Origin of the sequence: Clostridium sp., from assembly GCF_050717545.1 — a bacterium.
GTDB lineage: Bacteria > Bacillota > Clostridia > Clostridiales > Clostridiaceae > Clostridium_AD.
Genome location: NZ_JBOITN010000031.1, coordinates 135,372 through 158,527 on the forward strand (window position 1 = coordinate 135,372; position 23,156 = coordinate 158,527).

A 23,156-nucleotide genomic window follows, 5' to 3' on the forward strand; every position below is an offset into this window, starting at 1 on the left:
TAAAATTATATGATAAGTTCAAACAATGTAAGTTTAAGATATGGAGCTCGAAAATTATTTGATAATGTTAATATAAAGTTTATGCCCGGTAATTGTTATGGATTAATTGGCGCAAATGGTGCTGGTAAATCAACATTTCTTAAAATATTATCAGGTGAAATTGAACCAAACAATGGAGACGTTTTTATAACTCCAGGAGAAAGACTTGCAGTACTTAAGCAAGATCATTTTGAATTTGATGAACATCAAGTTCTTGAAACAGTAATGATGGGTCATATAAGACTGTTTGAAATAATGAAAGAAAAAGATGAATTATACGCAAAAGCAGATTTTACAGATGCAGATGGAATGAGAACTTCAGTACTAGAGGGTGAGTTTGCAGAACTTAATGGTTGGGAAGCGGAATCAGAAGCTTCCACACTGCTCATGGGCCTTAGAATAAATGAAGAGCTTCAAAACAAAAAAATGAAGGAATTAACAGGATCTGAAAAAGTGAAGGTTCTTCTTGCTCAAACTTTATTTGGAAAACCTGACATCTTGTTACTAGATGAACCTACAAACAACTTGGATATAAAATCTAAAAATTGGCTTGAAAGTTTCTTGCTCAATTTTGAGTCGACTGTTATAGTTGTTTCCCATGATAGACATTTTTTAAATAAAATATGTACTCATGTTGCAGATATAGATTTTAGTAAAATTCAACTGTTTGTTGGAAATTATGATTTTTGGTATGAGTCTAGTCAGCTGGCCCTTCAAATGGCTAAGGATCAAAATAAGAAAAAAGAAGAGAAAATTGCTGAACTTCAAAACTTTATCGCTAGATTTAGCTCTAATGCTTCAAAAGCAAAACAGGCTACTTCTCGTAAAAAGCAATTAGATAAATTGACTTTAGATGATATAAAACCTTCTTCTCGTAAATATCCATTTGTCGGATTTAAGCCAGAAAGAGAAGCTGGAAATGATTTGTTGACAGTTCAAAACTTAAATAAAACTATTGATGGAGTGAAAATTATTGATGATTTAACATTTATAGTTACTAAGGGAGATAAGATTGCTTTCACAGGTGCAAATGAAATTGCTAAAACCACATTGTTTAAAATAGTAATGGGTGAAATGGAGCCAGATAGCGGTGACGTTAAATGGGGAGTTACTACTTCCAAAGCTTACCTTCCAAAAGATAACACAGATTATTTTTACGGTGTGGATTGTAGCTTAGTTGATTGGCTTCGTCAATATTCAGATGACAAGGCTGAAAGCTTCATTAGAGGTTTTTTAGGCAGAATGCTTTTCTCAGGAGAAGAAGCTCTTAAAAAAGCTAGCGTATTGTCTGGTGGAGAAAAAGTTAGATGTATGCTTTCTAAAATGATGCTTAGCAATGCTAACGTATTAATTTTTGATGAGCCTACTAATCATTTAGATTTAGAGTCTATTACAGCTTTAAACAATGGGTTAACTAGCTATACAGGAACAATGTTATTAACATCTCATGACTCTCAGCTAATTGCGACAGTTGCAAATAGAATAATAGAAATTACACCTAAGGGTATAATGGATAAACAAATGGGTTATGAAGAATTTATAGAAAATGAAGAAATTCAAAAAGAATTAGATCTTATGTATAAATAAAAACGAGGTGCCTCTAATAATACTATTAGAAGCGCCTCATTTATTAATTAACTAAAATAAGCCAAAGCCGCCTCCGCAGCCACGCCCACGTCCACCAATACCACCAACACCTAATAGTAATAAAAGTATCAAGATACCACTTCCGCCTCCAAAACCGCCTCCAAAGCCGCCTCCACAGTTATTATTACCACAACCGCAAGTGGGTTTACAGACAGGTTCACAACAACAACAATCTTTATGTCTATGACTCATATAAATAACCTCCTTATTTTATAAGCAAAAATTTATAATTATACTAAAGTAATTTAGAAAGCTACTTTAGCACGAAATTATATATCTTTGCTTAAGTAGAGGAGACGGATTGATATAAGAATGCAATAACTAAGGAAATATTGCATTTTATAAAGAATAAGCTCAATTAAGTAGTATCTGTAGTATAATATATTCGGTGTTATATTAAGTGTGAATATTAAATCGTAAGTTTTATGATATAATATTAAAAAATATATTTAAAAACTTAAGTTTAATAATTATAAAAGTCATATATATTAAATGTAATGGTGAGGGAGGTAGTGCAAATGTATGATGCACTTGTTAAACTGGTTAGCACAGTTGGCTTCCCTATAGGTGTGAGTATATTTCTGCTGGTTAAATTTGAAAAGAAAATTGAAGAGCTCAATAAATCTATTTCTTATTTAGCAACGGTTTTATCCACTGTTATAGGAAAATATGAAAAATAAGGGTACCAATTTGGTATCCTTATCTTTTTATAGGAATAATTATAGAAAAAGAATAGTTTCATTAGGATAAATCAGTATAATTATGTATTTAATAACAAAAAATAGTAATCTATTGAATTTTGTGGTATGATGAGATACATAATAAAAGAACAAAAAAATTTATAAATAAAGGATTTTATGATATTATATATAATAAAAATCATAAAAAACGTAAGAAACATAAAAAATATTATAATCGGGGGGAAATGACATGGAAAAAGATAATACTTTAACTTCTGATAAAGAAGTAAAAAGTGAAGAAACAGAAGAAGCAATATCATTGGTATCTGATGCTACAAAAGAAAATGTTGGAAAAACTATTAACGCGGTGAAAGATATCGCTAAAAACGTTAAATCAAAAACTACTAAGGTTGCAACTAAAGCAAAAAAAACAGTGGCTAAAAAAACGATAGCTAAGAGAGTTGATGTTGGGTTTTACATTCAATACAAAGGCAGGGAGGTTTCCAAAGGAACAATACTAGAAAAAGTTTATGAAGAATGGGTAAAAATTCATAAAATATCAGAGCTTAAAACATTAGACGTATATCTAAAGGTTGAAGAGAATACTGCGTATTGTTTGGTGAATGGAGATATTAAAGTAGATATTAAATTGGACTAATATAATTCAATAAAAAAATTAAGGCTTATGGCCTTTTTTTATTTGCCATAGATTAATTATAGTAATAGCTTAAAAATAGTGTACATTGTTAAACTTTTATGATAAATTGATGAAGAAAAGAACATAATACAGTGTGATAAGTAACTATATTATAAGTTCACAATATTTTAGGAGGGGATTTTTAATGTTAGAGGGAAGACTTAACAAAGTTCTAAAGATAATGGAAGAGAAGAAAACGCCCCAAATGATTATCTCTGATAGCGCTGCTATATTCTATCTTACGGGGAAATGGATTTCGTCAGGTGAGAGAATGATAGCACTTTACATTAATTTAGATGGACATAACAAACTGTTTATTAATGAGTTATTTCCAATAAGTGAGGATTTAGGGGTAGAAAAAATATGGTTTAACGATACTCAAAGTCCAGTAGAAATACTTGCAAATAATATTGATAAAGATAAGCCAATGGGCATAGATAAGAACTGGCCAGCTCATTTCTTAATAAAACTAATGAGACTAAAAGGTGGAAGTTCTTTTGTTAATGGGTCTGAAATTCTTGACAGAGTACGAATGTGTAAGGATGAGGATGAAAAAGAATTAATGAGGATAGCGTCGACGCTAAATGATACTGCAATGGATAAAATGATAAAACTTATCCCTAAAAAACATACTGAAAAGGAAATGGGGAAACTGCTTGGGGATATATGGGAAAATGTGGGAGCACAAGGACATTCATTTGATCCGATTGTTGGTTATGGCGCAAATGCTGCTGACCCACATCATGAACTGGATAACTCAACAGTAAAAGAAGGGGACAGTATAGTTATTGATATTGGATGCAAAAAAGATTCATACTGTTCTGACATGACTAGGACTGTTTTTTACAAAAGTGTATCAGATCATAGTAAAGAAGTTTACGAAATTGTAAAAGAAGCAAATAAAAGAGGAATTGAGAAAGTTAAAGCGGGAGTTAGATTCTGTGATATTGATGCCGCAGCTAGGAACTATATTACAGATAAAGGCTATGGAAAATATTTTACTCATAGATTAGGTCATTCCATAGGAATTGAATGCCATGATTTTGGTGATGTTTCATCAGCTAATACTGATAAGGTTCAGGTAGGTCAAATTTTCTCCATTGAACCAGGCATCTACCTTCCAGGTGATGTAGGAGTTCGCATAGAAGACCTAGTAATAGTTACAAAGGATGGTTGTGAAGTGTTAAACCATTATACAAAAGACTTAATTATAGTAGAATAGGGTAATACATTAAGATCGAAAGTGTTATATATGTAATTAGAATAGGATTTTTTATTGGAGGATGTTTATGTTAAATATAGGTTGTCATTTGTCAGTATCAAAAGGATATAAAGCTATGGGAGAAGATGCTCTTAGCATAGGAGCAAATACATTCCAGTTTTTTACCCGTAATCCTAGAGGTAGTAAAGCAAAAGAAATTGATCCAAGTGATGTAGAGTCACTACTTGAAATATTAAAAGAAAACAAATTTGCCACAATACTAGCACATGCGCCATATACACTAAATGCATGTTCAGCTGATGCAAAAACAAGAGAATTTGCAGTGATAATAATGGAAGATGATTTAAAAAGAATGGAGAATTTTCCTAATAGCTTTTATAACTTCCATCCAGGTAGTCATGTAAAACAAGGAGCAGAAGTGGGCATAGAATATATTATAAATATGTTAAACCTTATACTAAAGCCTGAACAAACTACCACAGTGCTTCTTGAAACCATGTCTGGTAAGGGAACAGAAGTAGGTAGAACTTTTGAAGAGTTAAAACAAATACTTGACGGAGTTACGCTTCAGGGCAAAATGGGTGTATGTCTTGATACTTGTCATATATATGATGCCGGTTATGATATCGTTAATGATTTAGATGGAGTTATAGATGAGTTTGATAGAATTATTGGCCTTGATAAGTTATATGCTATTCACTTAAATGATAGCAAAAACCCATTTGAAAGTCATAAAGATCGACATGAAACAATCGGTGAAGGTTCTATTGGACTAGAAGTCATTAGCAAGGTTATAAATCACCCCAAACTACGTCACTTGCCGTTTTATTTAGAAACTCCAAATGAACTTGAGGGGCATGCAAAGGAAATTAAGATGCTAAGAGAAGTTTACGTAGAATAAATAGTAGCCATGAGAATATCTCATGGCTACTATTTATTGTGTATTTAGTTTGTAGAGTTTTATGAATAGTATAACAAAAACGCATCAATATGTAATGTTTATTATTAATTTTTACAAAAGCTATTAATTTTTAGAGTATAATTCTATTGATAAGTTAGCGGATGTTTGATAAAATAGGGTTGAAGACGTATTTCAATTGTTGACCCAGTGGGATTTTTTAGTACCCACTAACTATAAAGAAGGTTAAATTACAATCTACATAAGAAAGGAGATAATATTATGAATTATACAACAGAAGTTTCAGAAATGATTTGTGTTGCTAAAGGACCTAATCATGGTTCAGCACCAATTCCTGAAGAAGGAAAATGGGTACAAAGTAAAGAAATTAAAGATATCTCAGGTTTAACACACGGAATTGGTTGGTGTGCTCCTCAACAAGGTGCATGTAAGCTTACACTTAATGTAAAAGAGGGAATAATACAAGAAGCATTAGTTGAGGTAATTGGTTGCTCAGGTAGTACTCATTCAGCTGCAATGGCTTCAGAAATACTTCCAGGAAAAACTATATTGGAAGCATTAAACACAGATTTAGTTTGTGATGCAATAAACACAGCTATGAGAGAGTTATTCCTTCAAATAGTATACGGAAGAACTCAAACTGCATTCTCAGAAGGTGGACTACCTATCGGCGCTGGACTTGAGGATTTAGGAAAAGGTCTTAGAAGTCAAGTCGGAACAATGTACGGATCACTTGCTAAGGGACCAAGATATTTAGAAATGGCTGAAGGTTATGTATCTAATATTGCTCTTGATAAAAACAACGAGATAATAGGTTATAAATTTGTTCAATTAGGAAAAATGATGGACATGGTTAAAAAAGGTATGGATGCTAATGAAGCTATGGAAAAAGCTACTGGAACTTATGGTAGATTTGCAGAAGCAATAACAGTAATCGACCCTAGACAAAAATAATAATAATATAAAAAGGAGGAATAATTAAATGGCTTTATTTGAAAGTTATGAAAGAAGAATAGAACAAATATTACCTGTTTTAAAGAAACACGGAATAAATTCACTAGAAGAAGCAAGAACTATATGTGAAGAAAAAGGTATTGATACTTTTGAAATAGTAAAAGGAATTCAACCTATAGCATTTGAAAATGCTTGTTGGGCATATGCAGTTGGAGCAGCTATTGCAATTAAAAATGGATGCACTAAGGCAGCAGATGCGGCAGTATATATAGGAGAAGGACTTCAATCATTTTGTATACCAGGTTCTGTTGCAGATGACAGAAAAGTTGGAGTCGGACATGGTAACTTAGCAGCTATGCTACTGCGCGAAGAAACTAAATGTTTCGCATTTTTAGCTGGACATGAATCATTTGCTGCTGCTGAAGGCGCAATTGGTCTTGCAAGAGCAGCAAACAAAGTAAGAAAAGTGCCTCTAGAAGTAATATTAAACGGCCTTGGAAAAGATGCTGCTTATATAATTTCAAGAATTAATGGTTTTACTTATGTTCAAACTAAATTTGATTACTATACTAGTAAATTAACAGTAGTTAAAAAAACAGCTTATTCTGATGGAGAAAGATCTAAAGTAAGATGTTACGGAGCAGATGATGTACGTGAAGGCGTTGCAATATTGCATTCTGAGGGAGTAGATGTTTCAATTACAGGAAATTCTACAAATCCTACAAGATTCCAACATCCAGTTGCTGGTACTTATAAGAAAGAATGCCAAGAACAAGGCAAGAAATACTTTTCAGTAGCATCAGGTGGTGGTACAGGAAGAACTTTACACCCAGATAATATGGGAGCAGGTCCTGCTTCATACGGAATGACAGATACTATGGGAAGAATGCATTCAGATGCACAATTCGCAGGGTCTTCATCAGTTCCAGCTCATGTTGAAATGATGGGACTTATAGGAATGGGTAACAATCCTATGGTTGGAGCTTCTGTTGCAGTTGCGGTTGCAGTAGAAGAAGCAATGAACAAATAAAATTTAATGTTGTACCATAATAATAAAGTTCGCCATCTTATAATAAAGTTCCCCAAACTCATAATAAAGTTCGGGTAAAATAGATGATGGACAAGCCCAGTAATTAGCTTTTATCGGCTAAGTACTGGGCTTTTATTTTTAATACCAAAGAGTAATATTAATTAATAATGGGATTTTTAGTAAGAAAAGAAATAAATTATGAAGAGTTTGAATAGTATATTTTCATTGCATTATCCTAAAGATAAATCAAGTAGAAAATAAATAATCTTAGGATGGTGTGATATGAAAAATGCAAAAATTACTTCAATATTTATTATATGTAGTCTATCTATTATGCTATTTTATGGTTACAATTCTACTGTAAAGAAAGCACCCATTAATACCAAAATAGTACCGATGAATAATAAAACAGCTGATGGATTTATACCAGCTTTATATGGCAATCAGTCAATGCAGTCATTAATTTATATTCCTGAAGATGACGTTATTATTTCAGGATACAAATTATATTCTGGAACAGAAGGATTATGCACGTTAAGGAAATGGAATAGAAAAACTAAAAAATTAATAACAAATTATGATAATTTAAATCTTTATCATTGCTCAGATATGACATACAACCCCAATACTAAAGAAATATTTATATCAACCAATACTGACCCACGTGCAAGGAATTATATATCTGTATATGATTATACAACTATGACATTTAAACGTGAATTTCAATATACTTATAAGCCGATAGTTTATGGAATTGCTTACTCAACGTTACATAATCAATTTGTTTTTTATGATAATTCTAATATTCGTATATGCGATGAAAATATGGTTTCACAATCATTTTTTAACGTTCCTAATTTAGGTATGAATTACCAAAGTATCGAGGTTTATAAAAATTATGTTTACATTTACTATGATATAGCAATTCAAATTTATGATTTTCAAGGTAATTATATTAAAACATATAAAATTGATACACTGGATGAAGGAGAGGGAATTTGTCACATTGGATATGGTAAATTTTTAGTTGGTAGAGTAATAAATACTCCTATGGCAACGGCTTCTGCTACATCGAGAGTATATATATTTGATACATCTCTAATGGGTGTTTGTCGTAATTTTTTAGGGAGGTATTTCACAAGAGCTTAACTCTTTTACTTAATTTAATAAGTTTATTGCAGCAATCTATGAGAATTTAAGAGAGGTGAATGATATAATTATATAATATTAGAAGGGAGATAATATAAATAGACAATCCAATAAATTTTTACATAACAAGGGATTATTTTTTTATTTTAAATCTGATAATTAAGCCAATTATAAGTCCAATCAACGCAGGAAAAAAAGCGAAAAATAAATCTATACCATCAAATGTTCTAAACACTAAAAACGGAATCATTATGCCCAAAAGACCAAAAAATATGGGATAAAACCAAAACAGATAACCATTTTTCATACTAATGATAAGTGAAGCAATTAAAGAAGTTAATGGCATTATAATGTAAAAATCAAGCACACAATAGCCTATTTCGTCGCCAGCGGCAAGAAATATTCCCTGAAGACCAATTGCGAAAAAAACTAGTGCAGAAAAACCATAACACATTATCGAAATTCTTTTTTGTGAATTAATATTTTTCATTGTTACTCCTCCTCCAAATAAAACTCTATGATCAGTACAAATAATACAATTATGTCCTTATTAAACTATATGGAGTTTTAATTTTATTTCATAATCCATTGAGTATTATTACTATCTACAAATCGCGCGCTTTTCCCCGTATCTAAATCCATTATCCAGTTATGACCACAAGAACCGGTAATCATACCCTCTAATATAGACCCAACAGAAGTTAGGTGCCCCATTGAGTAATATATAAGATATTTGCCATCGGGTGAAAAACCCACAGGTGAGTATCCTGTAAATTTATCATATATACCATAAAACTTTTTAACGCATTTTTCTTTACCGTTTTCCACTAAAAAAATCGAACCTTTTTTTTGAATAGCAGTAATGCTTCCGGCATGATTATTAATATAATCAGTTTTACTTATATTAGAGGAGCTATATTCGTTTATTGTTCCTTTTTCAAGACTATATAGCTGCCAGTCTTCATTCATTGCAACAAAATTTATACTATCGCTTTTTATATCATAGTAAAAATCAATAATATTATCGTTAGTTCCATACTGGTTTTTACCTTTTCCCAAGTGGCTATATACGAGTTTTTCATTTTCCAAATTTGCGTTCGATTTGTATAAGGTTAGTACTGAATCTACCCTTTTGGTATAATAAATCTGACCTTCCAATTTTGTAATGATATCTTTATTGTTAAACCCTATTAAACCCCAAAAGCAATAAATAAATAGAGCTATACTTACTAAAAGCAATAAATTATTTTTCATATTAACTTCACCGCCTATATTTAATAGAGCATTTGTGCATAATAGTTCGAAAACAAATATTAACTGGTAAGTTCTTTGAGTCTTGTGTTTATATATTCAAGATCAAAAGAAAAACATACTCTTCTATGATTCTTAGCCAATATTCTGTAATGTTTTGATATCATGTTTTGTTGTACTGTAAAACTATTTTTCGTTTGTACGTCCTGCCACCAAATTCTACCTCCAAGTGTTGGGATATATTTTCTCTCATTATTGGGGAATGATAATGAAAGAATAATATCTTCAATATCTCCACCAAAAGTTAATTCTAATATTTCGCTATCCCTAAAAATAACACATACTGCAATTGCGACCGCCCAACCCAAACTACTTCTTTCCTTTTCGACTTGTACAAGTGTTTTTTTAGAAATCCCAAGTGTTTCTGACATTTTATCTTGTGTATATCCTTTTTCAGTTCTTATAAGCCTTACTTTTTCATCCACTTTCTTTATAAACTCTAGCCTAGTCATAAATGCATCACCTTTCAGTTGATTATTATACTTGTCGTACGTTACATAATAAGTATAAATCTATTCTTATAGTGTAATTATACACCAAAAAAATAGATTTGTAAATATTAGATATAAAGTGACTTGTGGATATGGAGCTTAATTGGAACAAATGGTATATAATTATGAGAGTGAATGGTATTTAAAATAAATATCGTATGAAAATTACAAAACATAAATTATTTATTTAGTGAGGAGAAAATGTGGGATGGAATTCAAAAAAGCAGTTGCAGCAGATGCTAATAGTATAATGAATATCATTAATCAGGCTCAAGATTATTTTAGGGAACGTGAAATAAATCAATGGCAGGATAATTACCCTAACTTTGAAACAGTAATGAGTGATATTAACAATAAAAATGGATATGTGTTGCTTGAAGATAATAATTTGGTTGGTACTGTGGTAGTTACTTTTGATGGAGAAAAAAACTATGAATTTATATGTGATGGTAATTGGATTAGCAATGATAAATATGCAGTTATTCATAGAATAGCTGTTGACATAAATTATAAAGGAAGAGGGCTATCAACTATAATTATTAAAAATATTGAGAGACTTTGTTTAGATAGGGGCATACGCAGTATTAGAGTAGACACACATAAAGAAAATATATCTATGCAGAAGATGCTTTCAAAAAATGATTTTAAATATTGTGGCATAATTTATTTAGATGATCAAAGTAAAAGAATTGTATTTGAGAAAAGACTATAAAAAGATACGGGTATACTTTATTCTATTCTTAAAGATAGAAACCTATCACAATATGTTGGAGTAGATATTTCTAAAAAGATAATAGATGTGCAATACATTCATGAATGCACTGAACTAAAGTTGGACAATCTATTACAACACCTCCTAAACGGTTTATATTGATATTATAATTCAAAGTTATGTAGATACCGTGAAGATTGGGAAATTTATCTTAAATGTATTCATGGTGTAAAACAATTATTTCTAGTTGTGATGTATTAGAAAATGAAGTTCCAGACGGAGAACGAACTACACAAAGGTACTGGATTATGATAATATAAATATATTAAAGAAAATAAAAACTATAGAAATGAGGCGGTATAATATATGATTCTTTCAGGAAAAGAGATAAAGAAAAAGTTAGGCAAAGAGATTGTAATAGAGCCTTTTAATGAAAAACAACTTAATCCGAATAGTTACAATTTGAGGTTGCATAATGAACTACTTGTCTATGATGAACCAATTTTAGATATGAAAAAAGAGAATAAAGTTAAAAAAATTTTTATACCAGATGAGGGATTAGTTTTGGAAACAGGAAAACTATACCTTGGAAGAACAGTAGAATTTACAGGGACAGAGAATTATGTTCCAATGCTCGAGGGCAGGTCATCTATTGGTAGATTGGGGCTATTTATTCATGTAACGGCAGGGTTTGGAGATGTTGGTTTTCATGGCTTTTGGACCTTAGAAATATTCTGCGTTCAACCAATAAAAATCTATTCAGGAGTTGAAATATGCCAAATATATTATCATTGTATTGAAGGTGAATATGATGAATATCGCAGTGGTAAATATCAAAATAATCAGGGGGTACAGCCAAGTTTATTATATAAAGATTTTGAACGTTAAATAAAAATATATAAAGATGTTTGATACAATTTTGGGGTTTTAATCTCAATATTATTATTAGCAAAATTATTTATATTTTGAATGGGGGAAAAAGATATGAATTTAGATGAATTAAGAATTGATATTGCAAAACAAGGTAAAAAGGGACTACATTTTATTATTGCTTCTGTAATTATTTGGTGTGTTGTACTGGTTATATGGTTATTGCCAATAGAAAATATTATAACTAAAAATTTACTGACATTCTGTGTGACAGCACCGCTTCCACCGTTAGCATATACGATTTCAAAGATAATAAAAGCAGAGTTTTCACCAAAAGATAATCCTTTAAATAAATTAGGTATTTTATTTTCCGCTAATCAATTTTTATATCTATTAATTGCTATGTGGGTATATCCTACAGTACCAAATAAAATGGTAATGGTTTTGGCAATTATATTTGGTGCACACTTATTGCCTTTTGGATGGTTATATAAATCAAAAGCTTATTCAGTAATGTCTGTACTTATTTCTTTTACCGCTCTTATTATTGGGATTATGTTTAATGCAGTCGTGGTTTCAATAGTTATGGTTATATTTGAAATTATATTCTGTATGTGGTTAATGTTTGAAAATAAGTCATTAATCAAACAATCATGACCATATTTTGTAGTTACTCGATGAAAGATAATAAAAACAACAACTAATTAGTTGTTGTTTTTATTATTCTGAAGCACTTGCTAGTATTAATGTTGTTTTAGATTCCTTGAAAATTTGTGCAACGCTTTTATCTAAAAGAAAGTCTGTAATAATATAATTAATTTTATTTAATGGTGCGATACTTATAATTACATCTCGTCCCAATTTACTGCTATCAGCAGCAACATAAATTTCTTTTGATCTTTCAATTATTTTTTTTCTAGTAACTGCTTCTTGCATATTAAAATCTGAAATACCATTTTCAACAGTTATGCCTCCAGCACAAAGAAAACTTTTTTGTATATTCAATTGTGAGAAGTTGAAAATATAGTCAAAGGTGACAATGGAGCGTTCTTCATGTCTTATCTTTCCTCCAATTATGATTATTTCAAAGTTAGTATTAATTAATTCATTAACTACTGCGATAGAATTAGTTATGATAGTTAGATTTTTTTTATTCCTGATATGTTTTGTAATATGATATGTGGTTGAGCCACTATCAATAAATATGCAGTCACCATCATTAATAAATTCGCTACACTTTTTACCTATCCAATCTTTTTCTTTCAGATTATTTACCATTCTTTCTTCTATTGAAGGTTCACTTAAAATTGATCTCTTTAGTTTTGCACCACCGTAAACTTTCTCGATTTTATCTTGTTTTTCTAAAATAGATAAGTCTCTTCTTACTGTTTCAATAGATACATCGAATTCAGTCATGAAAGTTGTGATAGCAATTACATCTTTATTAGATAATAAGGCTAAATATTTTTTTTGTCTTTCAATTGGTAACATATAATTTACCTCACTTAATTTATAGTTAATATACTAATATTATCATTAATTGTGATGATATTCAACATTTTATTGTCAAACTTGCAATAAATATTGTAATTACATTGCCTAAATATATTAAACACATTGTAAGTATTTACGCACAATTAACAAGAACATAATATAAATTAACAAACAATCCTTTATACTTAAGAAGTAATGAAATAGCGAAGGTGGATTTCCAAGTAGAACTATTACAAAAACATCAAGATTTCTTTGATTCAGCAAAATAATAGAAAATGGAGATGAAATATATGAATATATATAAACTTTTAACACCAGGCCCCTTAACAACATCTAATTCTGTTAAAGAGGAAATGCTCTTTGATCGTTGCACATGGGATGATGAATATAAAGCAATTACACAGAAAATTAGAAAGCAAGTGCTTGAAATTGCAGAAGTTTCAACGGACGTGTATACATCTGTTTTGATGCAAGGAAGTGGTAGTTTTGGAGTTGAGTCCGTTTTAAACTCCACTATTAGTAAAAATGATAAACTACTCATAATATCTAATGGAGCTTATGGTGAGCGAATTATAAAAATAGCTAATAAGATAGGTATTAAATATGTTTGTTATTATACGCAATATGATAAGGTTTTTGATGTGAGCGAGATAAAAAATATTCTTGGTAAGGATTTAGAAATAACGCACTTAGTTATGGTACATTGTGAAACAACCACAGGTATACTTAATCCAGTTGAAAAACTTGCAGAAATATCTAAGCAGTATGGGAAAGTATTAATTATTGACGCAATGAGCAGTTTTGGAGGAATACCAATTAATGTTCAAGAATTAGGAATTGATTATCTAATCAGTAGTGCAAATAAGTGCATCCAAGGAGTACCAGGGTTTTGTTTTATAATTGCTAAAATAGAGAGTCTTCTTAAATGCTCAGGAAATTCTAAAAGCTTATGTTTAGATTTGTATGATCAATGGGAATGTATGGATAAGGATGGAAAATGGAGATTTACTTCACCTACTCATGTGGTTGCTGCTTTCTCAAAGGCAATCGACGAATTAATTGAGGAAGGAGGGGTAATAGTTAGAAATAACAGATATAAAGAAAATAATTATTTATTAAGAACTAAATTAACGGATATAGGGTTTGATGTTTATATAAAAGAAGAACTTCAATCTCCAATTATAACTACATTTCTTTTTCCAAATCAAAAATTTAATTTTAATGACTTTTATACTTTCGTAAAGAAAAGAGGGTATGTTTTATACCCAGGTAAATTAACAGATATAGATACTTTTAGAATTGGTAACATTGGAGAAATTTATAAGGAAGATATAAAAAAACTTTGTTTAATAATACAGGAGTACATGAGGGGAGAAAAATTATGAATAAAATTGAAGGAGTAATTTTTGATTGGGCAGGAACCACTGTAGATTTTGGATGTTTTGCACCTGTGAATGTATTCTTGAAAATTTTTAAAGAGAAAGGTATTGAAGTAACACTGGATGAGGTAAGAGAACCAATGGGCATGTTAAAAAGAGAGCATATTAAAACTATGCTTAAAATGAAACGGATAAATAATCTTTGGAGAGAAAAATATGGTAAAAACTTTGAAGAAAAAGATGTAGATGGTTTATATTCGAGTTTTGAATCATTACTTATTAGCTCACTTTCTATATTTTCTAAGCCATTACCAGATGTTTGTAAAATTATTAAATTGTTGAGAAGTAATGGTATAAAAATAGGCTCGACTACGGGGTATACTGATAAAATGCTCCAAGTAGTTTTAGAAAATTCTAGAAAAAATGGTTATGAACCAGATTTTTGGATTACTCCAGATTCTACAAATTCTTATGGAAGACCATATCCGTATATGATATATAGAAATATTGAGGCTTTAAAACTTTCTGCAACATGGAAGGTAATAAAAGTTGGTGATACAAAATCGGATATAAAAGAAGGCGTAAATGCTGGGGTTTGGTCAGTAGGAGTTATTGTTGGAAGTTCTCAGATGGGATTAAGTTATGAGGAATATGAGAGTTTATCTGAAAATGAGAGAGATGAGGCTATAAAAAAAACAAATCTAGCATTTTTAGAAGCAGGAGCTGATTTCACAATAAAGACAATGATGGAATTGCCAGAATTAATAGTTAAAATTAATGATTTAATAATAGAGGGTAGAAATTAGATGAAGTGATAGTTAGTGTTCATAAGTAAATTTCTATTCATGGACAGTTATACATGCAGTTTTTATTCACATAATTATTTATAGTTGCATATATTGCTATTGTGAAATGTATATTTTCTGTATTATGTACAGATCCATTAATCAAACTAATTATAAATTTATAATAAAGGCATTTTAATATATTAATCTGATTTAGGAGAACATATATCAATATATAAATCTCATGTTCAATATATATTGTAGTGATATATGTAACTATAGAATTACAAATGACCCAATCAGTATTAGTACGTATTGTCGTATTCTTAATTTATATATAAAAAGGAGTTTTGTTAAATGGGTAAAGATAATTGTTCATGTGAGTTATGCAGTAATATTAATGCAGACCCAATAGATATGGAAAAACACGGTGCTAAATTATTGACTGTAAGAATACAAGTAAATAACGTATGCTTTGGTAAAAAAGTATGTGTTGCATGCATTATATATGATAATTGTCACAGAATACTTGCTTTTAGGGGTTTCACTACAAAAGTATGTAAAGAAGATAAATGTGGTAATGATCGATGTGGTATGATTACACGAAAACTAGTGTTTGTGCTTCCAGACGATATTGAAGATCTTGATGAATTAGATGTTCGTTGTGGAGCAAATTATATATATCCATGTGAGTCAAACGATTAAGTAACTACTAGAAGGATAATAAAGATATAAAAGTACCTATAGAGTTGAGGAATGAATGGTCCAACCCTATAGGTACTTTTTAATAACTAATTTTCATTTTGATACTAATCATCGCACCAATCATAATAATGCGAATTAAGATGATATTTATAGTCACAACAATTATCGTGCCAATCCTCAAGACGAATTTCGGAATGAACTTCATAACAATCATTATTTCTATTGGTAGAGTGGGGCTATTTATTCGTGTAACAGCAGGGTTTGGGGATGTTGGATTTCATGGGTCTTGGACTGGTGGTCATGCAGACGGAGACGCAGATTTATTGAAAGTTGCTATTAAAGAAGCGAAAGAAGAAATCGGTATAATTGAAGTAACGCCGCTTACAGAAAGTATTATAGCTATTGATATTCTACCTGTATACGGGCATATGAAAAAAGGTAAATATGTTAGTGGACATCTTCATCTTTCAATAGCTTATATCCTTATTGCGAGTGAGGAAGAAAAATTGATAGTAAATGAGGATGAGAATAGTGGGGTTAGGTGGTTTGAATTGGATAAATTTAATGATAGTTACTTTGATATACATGACGTTTATTTGTATAATAAGCTAATTAAAAGAGCTAAACAATTAAGTAATGCTTTGAAATAATCCTTAAGGGAGTAATATTATTATTTATGTACATATGTGGGATTAAGAGATAGAGGTAACTAGGATTTATAATTGGGATGTTTTTTTATTCGTCGCTACCAAGTAGAGTACCTATACATTGGAATTCACAAGGGCAAATAGATGGGTATGGTAGTAAATTTCTTGGAACTTTTGCTATTCCGTTGGTGAATTTAGCGATTTATTTATTATTTCTTGCACTTCCGTATATAGATCCTAAAAGAAAAAATTATGAAAGCTTCCAGTCAACTTATCAATATTTAAAGTATTTATTGATTATATTTTTTCTTGGACTGGAAATGACAACACTTCTAATAGCTACAGGAGTTGTAGATAACACGCCAGTCCTCATACAAGTATCAATTTCATTGTTATTCATTTTATTAGGAAATGTTATGGGTAGATTTAAGCCTAATTATTTTGTAGGAATAAAAACTCCTTGGACCCTAGCGAATGAACAGGTATGGAGAAAAACTCATAGGATAGCTGGCCCAGTATGGGTTATAGGAGGTATTCTAAATGTATTATTAGCTGTTACGGGATTGAATTTTAATGGAATGGCTTTCATAATTATTATTGCAGTAATTGTAATTGTACCCACTGCATATTCATATATTATTTATCAAAAAATTGTTAATTAGTAAAGATTAATAGCGGTATAAAATAAAATACATTATAATATTTCAGCTCCGAAGGAGATGATTTAATCTGTTTTTAATATTATACATATATAATATGAATATCAATCAGTGTAGCATGTCCTACACGAGATATTTAAAGGGGTGTAATTAGATGGATTTAAACATTATATTAGTATTAAAAGCTATAATAATAGCTATAGTAGAAGGGATAACAGAATTTATTCCTATTTCCTCTACTGGACATATGATTATTGTTGGAGATGTTATAAACTTTAAAGGTGGTTTTGCAACTAGTTTTGAGGTAGTCATTCAATTAGGAGCTGTTCTTGCAATTATAGTTTTATATTGGAACAAAATATGGACTTCCGTTGTGGAGTTTTTTCATGCTAAGCCATCAGGTGTTAAATTTTGGACTAATATTATCGTTGCATTCATTCCAGCAGCAGTTTTTGGTTTTCTTCTAAATGATAAAATAGATGAATACCTTTTTAATTCAGGAACTGTAGCAGTAGGTTTAATAGTTGGCGGAGTTCTTATGATTATTATAGAAAATGAATTTAGGAATAAGAGTACGACAAAAAGTATAGAGAAAATAAATGTTAAACAATCATTTAAGATAGGATTTTTTCAATGTCTTGCTCTATGGCCAGGTATGTCAAGATCTGCATCAACTATAATGGGGGGATGGGTTTGTGGCGTTTCTACAGTTGCTGCAACTGAGTTTTCATTTTTCCTTGCGTTGCCAACAATGCTTGGAGCTACAACCTTAACTTTGATTAAAAGCGGTATGAATTTTACTGGTGGAGAAACTATTACTTTAGTTATTGGATTTATTGTGGCATTTTTAGTTGCAATGGTAGTAGTTGAAAAGTTTGTTTCATATCTAAAGCGAAAACCTATGAAAGTTTTCGCTATTTATAGAATTGTTTTAGGCATAGGTTTGCTATTATTAATTCAGCTTGGCACTTTTGTTAGGGTCTCGTAGTAGCATTTATATTGAATATAAAGAACAATAGAAGAAAGCAAATATACGTTAAGGTTGTGTTATAAAAGCACCTTTTCTTATAAATGTTCTTCAACTGTATCAATATATTTTTATCTGAATAACATATACTAGTAGTTTATAAAGAGTAAGCTACTAGGAGGTTAATTTATGTATAATGAAATCTATAATGTAGATGGTGAAAAATATTCTTATTGGCACAGGAATGAGGTTGATAATAGTAAATCGAATAACTATTATAGTAATGACAATGATTTAAAAAAATGTAAAAAACATCATTGTAATCATTGTAATGACAATCATGATTGTCATTATTGTCATGATTGTGATGATTGTCATGATTGTGATGATTGTCATGATTGTGATAGACATTGCTGTAGGGGGTGCCATACTGGAGCAACTGGAGCAACTGGAACAACTGGAACAACTGGAGCAACAGGAGTAACTGGAGCAACCGGTGGAGCAACAGGAGGAGTAACCGGAGCTACTGGCATTACTGGAGCCACAGGAGCAACAGGAGTAACCGGAGCAACCGGTGGAGCAACAGGAGGAGTAACCGGAGCTACTGGTATTACTGGAGCCACAGGAGTAACAGGAGTAACTGGAGCTACTGGTGTACCAGGTTTTTCGACTCAGATAAGAGGATTGCAAGTTCAGCTACAAGACCAAGGGATAATATCTATTGCGGCTGGTGACACTGTGGTATTTGATACAGTCATAAATGATTTATCAGCATTTATTTCCTATAATAATATAACTGGCGAGATAACAATTACGCAAGATGGTGTATTTTATATCAATTGGTGGGTATCAGTAAATGGTTTTGGTGGTGGAACAGATACAGCTATTACAATGTCCATTATTACCTCAGCTGGTGATGATATAAGAGCTTCAAACGAATCCCTAACAGGACAAATTAGTGGAAATGCATTAATTTCAGTTATAGCAAGTCCGGGATTCCCAGTAATATTACAACTTATAAATGCAACTGATGGTACAATCGGTTATGGTTTAACTCCAATTCTAGCAGATTTAACAATTATTAATGTAGCATTTTAATTTATTTGATGGAATAATATGTTTATATTATTCCATCAAATTTTTATTACCTGTAAATTTATTATTAAAATCCAATAGTAATTTTGTAGAATTTATAGTTTGAAATATTTAATGACATATTTTGAACCAACATCATATTATGAATTAGCAATGATAAGATTCATTGCTAAAAGGAGAGATATAATGTGGATACAATAGGTCTTCAATTAGAAAGAACAACAGCTGGAACAGTAAATATAAATTCTAATGTAATATTTAATACGCAAGTAAATAGTTATGGAGCTATAGTTTATAACTCATTAACTGGTGAAATAGTAATAAATAAAGTAGGAAGATATTTTATTAATTGGTGGGTAGCCACTCAGTCAGCTATAGGACACAATAATATAACTTTTTCAATTCAATCATCTCAAGGAGATAACTTGATAGGAACTTCACCTATTAAGAAGAATGAAGTTGTTGGTTATGCACTTATACAAGTTGATTCAGCGCCAATAGCATTAAGGTTAGTTAATACAACTCCAGCTAGCGTGTTTTATTCTTCTTTAGTACCAACTACAGCTTTTTTAGTATTAGGTGAGATACAAGAAATAGACAATACAACTGCAATTACAGGTGCAACCGGTCCAACAGGAGCAACCGGTCCAACAGGAGCAACCGGAGCAACGGGAGCAACTGGTGTAACTGGAACTACAGGTGAAACCGGAACTACTGGTGAAACTGGAGTTACTGGGTTAACCGGAGCAACTGGGGCAACAGGAGATACTGGAGCAACAGGTGTTACTGGAACTACAGGTGATACTGGGGCAACAGGCCCAATAGGAGCAACAGGTGCAACAGGATTAACTGGCGTTACTGGAGTAACAGGAGAAACTGGTGTAACTGGAGCAATCGGAGACACGGGAGCTACCGGAGCAACTGGAACTACAGGTTCTACAGGAGATACTGGAGCAACGGGAGTAACGGGAACTACTGGTGCAACTGGAGACACCGGATCAACTGGTGTTACTGGGTTTACAGGAGAAACAGGTGCAACCGGAAATACTGGAGTAACAGGAGAAACTGGTGTTACTGGAGCAACCGGAGCAACTGGAAATACAGGAATAACTGGAACTACAGGTGAAACCGGAACTACTGGAGTTACTGGGTTAACCGGAGCAACTGGGGCAACAGGAGATGCTGGAGCAACAGGTGTTACTGGAACTACAGGTGATACTGGGGCAACAGGTGCAACAGGATTAACTGGCGTTACTGGAGTAACAGGAGAAACTGGGGTAACAGGATTAACTGGTGTAACTGGTGTAACTGGAGCAATCGGAGACACGGGAGCTACCGGAACAACTGGAACTACAGGTTCTACAGGAGATACTGGAGCAACGGGAGTAACGGGAACTACTGGTGCAACTGGAGACACCGGATCAACTGGTGTTACTGGGTTTACAGGAGAAACAGGTGCAACCGGAAATACTGGAGTAACAGGAGAAACTGGTGTTACTGGAGCAACTGGGGCAACTGGAAATACAGGAATAACTGGAACTACAGGTGATACCGGAGCTACCGGAACTACAGGTTCTACAGGAGCTACTGGAATTACAGGTGCAACAGGATTAACTGGTGTTACTGGAGTAACAGGAGATACTGGAGCCACCGGAGCAACAGGTGTAACCGGAAGTACTGGAGTAACTGGTGTAACTGGAGAAACTGGAGCCACCGGAGTAACAGGAACTACAGGTGATACTGGATTAGGTTCTATTATACCATTTGCATCAGGAAATTCGATTGATATGACAACAATTGCAGGTGGATTAGTGGGTACTGGTGGAGTTGTTGGTTTCGGAAGTTCTGTTTCAGGCGTTTCGCTTTTAGGCGGAACCATAGACCTTACAGGTGGTGCAGCAGTACTCCTTAATTTTGCATTTTCTGTTCCGAGAGATGGAATTATAACATCGATAGCAGCTTACTATAGTAATGTAACTCCACTAGCATTAACAGACTCTACAGTAACTATTACCGCACAATTGTATAGTTCAACTACACCAGATAATCTTTTCACACCGATAGCAGGGGCGATAGCAACCTTAGCCCCAGCTCTTACAGGAGCTGTTGCGTTAGGAAGCAGTAGTAACGGAATTACTACTGGGCTTTCAATACCTGTTACTGAACAAACACGATTGTTAATGGTATTCTCTACAACCGCTGTAGGTTTGTCACTTATTAATAATGTAACTGGATATGCTAGTGCGGGTGTTTCATTAGTATAAAGATAGAATAATAATAACGGTCATGTAATCTAAATAAAATATGTATAGATAATTGGATAAATAGTATTTTAAATCATCACTTTAGTAAAAGAAATTTCATATGAATTTAATATGGAAAACGAAAAACTACCCTTAATTTTAGGATAATATGCCTAAAACTAAGGGTATTTTATTTAATAAATATATTTATTAAATCATACATATCTAAGTACAGCGAGCCCAATTGTTAATGTAACTTTTATTACCTTGTAAATTATTATTAAAATCTAATAGTAACTTTATAAAATTTATAGCTTGATAAATATTTATGGACTAAACGTATTTAATATAGGTTATGATATTAATTATTTTTTGAAAGGTATTTTATTTGTATACTTACATTTTATAATCTTTAATGACATATTTTGAACCAACATCATATTATGGATTAGCAATGGTAAGATTCATTGCAAAAAGGAGAGATATAATGTGGACACAATAGGTCTTCAATTACAAAGAACAACAGCTGGAACAATAAATATAAATTCAAATGTAATATTTAATACGCAGGTAAATAGTTATGGAGCTATAGTTTATAACTCATTAACTGGTGAAATAGTAATAAATAAAGCAGGAAGATATTTTATTAATTGGTGGGTAGCGACTCAGTCAGCTATAGGACCAAATAATATAACTTTTTCAATTCAATCATCTCAAGGAGATAACTTGATAGGATCTTCACCTATTAAGCAGAATGAAGTTGTCGGGTTTGCTATTATACAAGTTGACTCTGCGCCAATAGCATTAAGGTTAATTAATACAACTTCAAATAGCGTGTTTTACTCTTCTTTAGTACCAATTACAGCATTTTTAGTATTAGGTGAGATACAAGAAACAGACAGTACAGCTGCAACTACAGGTGCAACTGGAGCTACAGGATCTACTGGCGCAACCGGACCAACAGGAAATACTGGTACAACTGGGGTCACTGGAACAACGGGAACTACTGGTGCAACTGGAGACAACGGATCAACTGGTGTTACTGGATTTACAGGAGCAACAGGTGTAACCGGAAGTACTGGAGTAACTGGTGCAACTGGAGCAGCCGGAGACACGGGAGCAACTGGAACTACAGGTGAAACCGGAGCTACTGGTGTTACTGGAGTAACAGGAGAAACCGGAACTACTGGAGCAACGGGAGTAACGGGAACTACTGGTGCAACTGGATTTACAGGAGTAACAGGTGATACCGGAACTACTGGAGTAGGGGATACAGGATCAACTGGAGTGACGGGAGTAACGGGAACTACTGGTGCAACTGGAGACACCGGATCAACTGGTGTAACTGGAGCAGCCGGAGACACGGGAGCAACTGGAACTACAGGTGAAACCGGAGCTACTGGTGTTACTGGAGCAACCGGAGCAACTGGAGAAACAGGAAATACAGGAATAACTGGAACT

Annotated in this window: 23 protein-coding genes and 3 pseudogenes; 21 read left to right on the forward strand and 5 right to left on the reverse strand. The window is 32.3% G+C overall.

The genetic code is table 11. From position 1 onward, the window contains the following. Positions 1-9 precede the first annotated feature (9 nt). Positions 10-1,626: an ABC-F family ATP-binding cassette domain-containing protein gene (locus tag ACREVX_RS09275; protein ID WP_431543892.1), complete on the forward strand. Its 1,617-nt coding sequence runs from the start codon at positions 10-12 to the stop codon at positions 1,624-1,626. 51 nt (positions 1,627-1,677) lie between these two features. Here ACREVX_RS09275 and ACREVX_RS09280 read toward each other — a convergent pair whose 3' ends face one another. Continuing rightward, positions 1,678-1,878, reverse strand: coding sequence for a ground-like protein (locus ACREVX_RS09280; protein ID WP_431543893.1), 201 nt, complete (start codon positions 1,876-1,878; stop codon positions 1,678-1,680). A gap of 326 nt (positions 1,879-2,204) precedes the next feature. Here ACREVX_RS09280 and ACREVX_RS09285 point away from each other — a divergent pair, with 326 nt between their 5' ends. From ACREVX_RS09285 to ACREVX_RS09315, 7 genes are all read left to right on the forward strand, one after another. Next, positions 2,205-2,366, forward strand: coding sequence for a YvrJ family protein (locus ACREVX_RS09285; protein WP_431543894.1), 162 nt, complete (start codon positions 2,205-2,207; stop codon positions 2,364-2,366). A 250-nt stretch (positions 2,367-2,616) separates the two neighbouring features. Further along, on the forward strand, positions 2,617-3,024 hold the full coding sequence (locus ACREVX_RS09290) for a DUF6465 family protein (RefSeq protein WP_431543895.1): 408 nt from the start codon (positions 2,617-2,619) through the stop codon (positions 3,022-3,024). Positions 3,025-3,208: 184 nt separating this feature from the next. Beyond that, positions 3,209-4,285, forward strand: a complete 1,077-nt coding sequence (locus tag ACREVX_RS09295) for a M24 family metallopeptidase (RefSeq protein ID WP_431543896.1) — start codon at positions 3,209-3,211, stop codon at positions 4,283-4,285. Positions 4,286-4,352: 67 nt separating this feature from the next. Then, positions 4,353-5,186: a deoxyribonuclease IV gene (locus ACREVX_RS09300; RefSeq protein WP_431543897.1), complete on the forward strand. Its 834-nt coding sequence runs from the start codon at positions 4,353-4,355 to the stop codon at positions 5,184-5,186. 279 nt (positions 5,187-5,465) lie between these two features. After that, positions 5,466-6,158 (forward strand): iron-sulfur cluster assembly scaffold protein, encoded by a 693-nt coding sequence (locus tag ACREVX_RS09305; protein WP_431543898.1) that lies wholly within the window; start codon positions 5,466-5,468, stop codon positions 6,156-6,158. Positions 6,159-6,186: 28 nt separating this feature from the next. Then, complete coding sequence (locus ACREVX_RS09310; protein WP_431543899.1) at positions 6,187-7,188, forward strand: GGGtGRT protein; 1,002 nt, start codon at positions 6,187-6,189, stop codon at positions 7,186-7,188. Between the two features lie 282 nt (positions 7,189-7,470). Next, a complete protein-coding gene (locus ACREVX_RS09315; RefSeq protein ID WP_431543900.1) occupies positions 7,471-8,337 on the forward strand; it encodes a hypothetical protein in 867 nt (288 codons plus the stop codon). Between the two features lie 133 nt (positions 8,338-8,470). Here the strand turns inward: ACREVX_RS09315 and ACREVX_RS09320 are convergent, their stop codons facing one another. The 3 genes from ACREVX_RS09320 to ACREVX_RS09330 all read right to left on the reverse strand — a co-directional run bounded on the left by ACREVX_RS09320 (position 8,471) and on the right by ACREVX_RS09330 (position 10,100). Next, positions 8,471-8,827, reverse strand: a complete 357-nt coding sequence (locus tag ACREVX_RS09320; RefSeq protein WP_431543901.1) for a hypothetical protein — start codon at positions 8,825-8,827, stop codon at positions 8,471-8,473. Positions 8,828-8,910: 83 nt separating this feature from the next. Beyond that, positions 8,911-9,591 (reverse strand): hypothetical protein, encoded by a 681-nt coding sequence (locus ACREVX_RS09325; RefSeq protein ID WP_431543902.1) that lies wholly within the window; start codon positions 9,589-9,591, stop codon positions 8,911-8,913. Between the two features lie 59 nt (positions 9,592-9,650). After that, positions 9,651-10,100 carry a helix-turn-helix transcriptional regulator gene (locus ACREVX_RS09330; RefSeq protein WP_431543903.1) on the reverse strand — a complete coding sequence of 150 codons (450 nt, stop codon included), beginning with the start codon at positions 10,098-10,100 and terminating at the stop codon, positions 9,651-9,653. 247 nt (positions 10,101-10,347) lie between these two features. Here ACREVX_RS09330 and ACREVX_RS09335 point away from each other — a divergent pair, with 247 nt between their 5' ends. The 3 genes from ACREVX_RS09335 to ACREVX_RS09345 all read left to right on the forward strand — a co-directional run bounded on the left by ACREVX_RS09335 (position 10,348) and on the right by ACREVX_RS09345 (position 12,378). Beyond that, the gene (locus ACREVX_RS09335; protein WP_431543904.1) at positions 10,348-10,851 is read left to right on the forward strand and encodes a GNAT family N-acetyltransferase; all 504 of its coding nucleotides are present in this window, start codon (positions 10,348-10,350) and stop codon (positions 10,849-10,851) included. 366 nt (positions 10,852-11,217) lie between these two features. Then, on the forward strand, positions 11,218-11,739 hold the full coding sequence (gene dcd, locus ACREVX_RS09340; protein ID WP_431543905.1) for a dCTP deaminase: 522 nt from the start codon (positions 11,218-11,220) through the stop codon (positions 11,737-11,739). A 96-nt stretch (positions 11,740-11,835) separates the two neighbouring features. Continuing rightward, entirely contained in the window at positions 11,836-12,378 is a 543-nt protein-coding gene (locus ACREVX_RS09345) for a DUF7010 family protein (RefSeq protein ID WP_431543906.1), read from the forward strand. A gap of 63 nt (positions 12,379-12,441) precedes the next feature. On the opposite strand, the gene ACREVX_RS09350 is transcribed toward ACREVX_RS09345, so the two are convergent. Beyond that, positions 12,442-13,212, reverse strand: a complete 771-nt coding sequence (locus tag ACREVX_RS09350; RefSeq protein ID WP_431543907.1) for a DeoR/GlpR family DNA-binding transcription regulator — start codon at positions 13,210-13,212, stop codon at positions 12,442-12,444. Between the two features lie 293 nt (positions 13,213-13,505). Between ACREVX_RS09350 and phnW the strand changes: the two genes are divergently transcribed. From phnW to ACREVX_RS09400, 10 genes and pseudogenes are all read left to right on the forward strand, one after another. Beyond that, positions 13,506-14,600, forward strand: a complete 1,095-nt coding sequence (gene phnW / locus ACREVX_RS09355) for a 2-aminoethylphosphonate--pyruvate transaminase (RefSeq protein WP_431543908.1) — start codon at positions 13,506-13,508, stop codon at positions 14,598-14,600. Continuing rightward, on the forward strand, positions 14,597-15,400 hold the full coding sequence (gene phnX / locus ACREVX_RS09360; protein WP_431543909.1) for a phosphonoacetaldehyde hydrolase: 804 nt from the start codon (positions 14,597-14,599) through the stop codon (positions 15,398-15,400). Before phnW ends, phnX begins: the two co-directional genes overlap by 4 nt. A 336-nt stretch (positions 15,401-15,736) precedes the next feature. After that, the gene (locus tag ACREVX_RS09365; RefSeq protein ID WP_431543910.1) at positions 15,737-16,084 is read left to right on the forward strand and encodes a hypothetical protein; all 348 of its coding nucleotides are present in this window, start codon (positions 15,737-15,739) and stop codon (positions 16,082-16,084) included. Positions 16,085-16,302: 218 nt separating this feature from the next. After that, a pseudogene (locus ACREVX_RS09370) lies at positions 16,303-16,377 on the forward strand (dCTP deaminase domain-containing protein); the annotation flags it as partial. A 9-nt stretch (positions 16,378-16,386) separates the two neighbouring features. Beyond that, a pseudogene (locus ACREVX_RS09375) lies at positions 16,387-16,734 on the forward strand (NUDIX domain-containing protein); the annotation flags it as partial. Between the two features lie 71 nt (positions 16,735-16,805). Continuing rightward, the gene (locus ACREVX_RS09380; protein WP_431543926.1) at positions 16,806-17,393 is read left to right on the forward strand and encodes an SdpI family protein; all 588 of its coding nucleotides are present in this window, start codon (positions 16,806-16,808) and stop codon (positions 17,391-17,393) included. Between the two features lie 151 nt (positions 17,394-17,544). Continuing rightward, on the forward strand, positions 17,545-18,378 hold the full coding sequence (locus ACREVX_RS09385) for an undecaprenyl-diphosphate phosphatase (protein WP_431543911.1): 834 nt from the start codon (positions 17,545-17,547) through the stop codon (positions 18,376-18,378). Positions 18,379-18,546: 168 nt separating this feature from the next. Further along, the gene (locus ACREVX_RS09390; protein WP_431543912.1) at positions 18,547-19,455 is read left to right on the forward strand and encodes a hypothetical protein; all 909 of its coding nucleotides are present in this window, start codon (positions 18,547-18,549) and stop codon (positions 19,453-19,455) included. A gap of 185 nt (positions 19,456-19,640) precedes the next feature. Further along, a complete protein-coding gene (locus tag ACREVX_RS09395; protein ID WP_431543913.1) occupies positions 19,641-21,716 on the forward strand; it encodes an exosporium glycoprotein BclB-related protein in 2,076 nt (691 codons plus the stop codon). 468 nt (positions 21,717-22,184) lie between these two features. Further along, positions 22,185-23,156 (forward strand): annotated as a pseudogene (locus ACREVX_RS09400) (hypothetical protein); the annotation flags it as partial.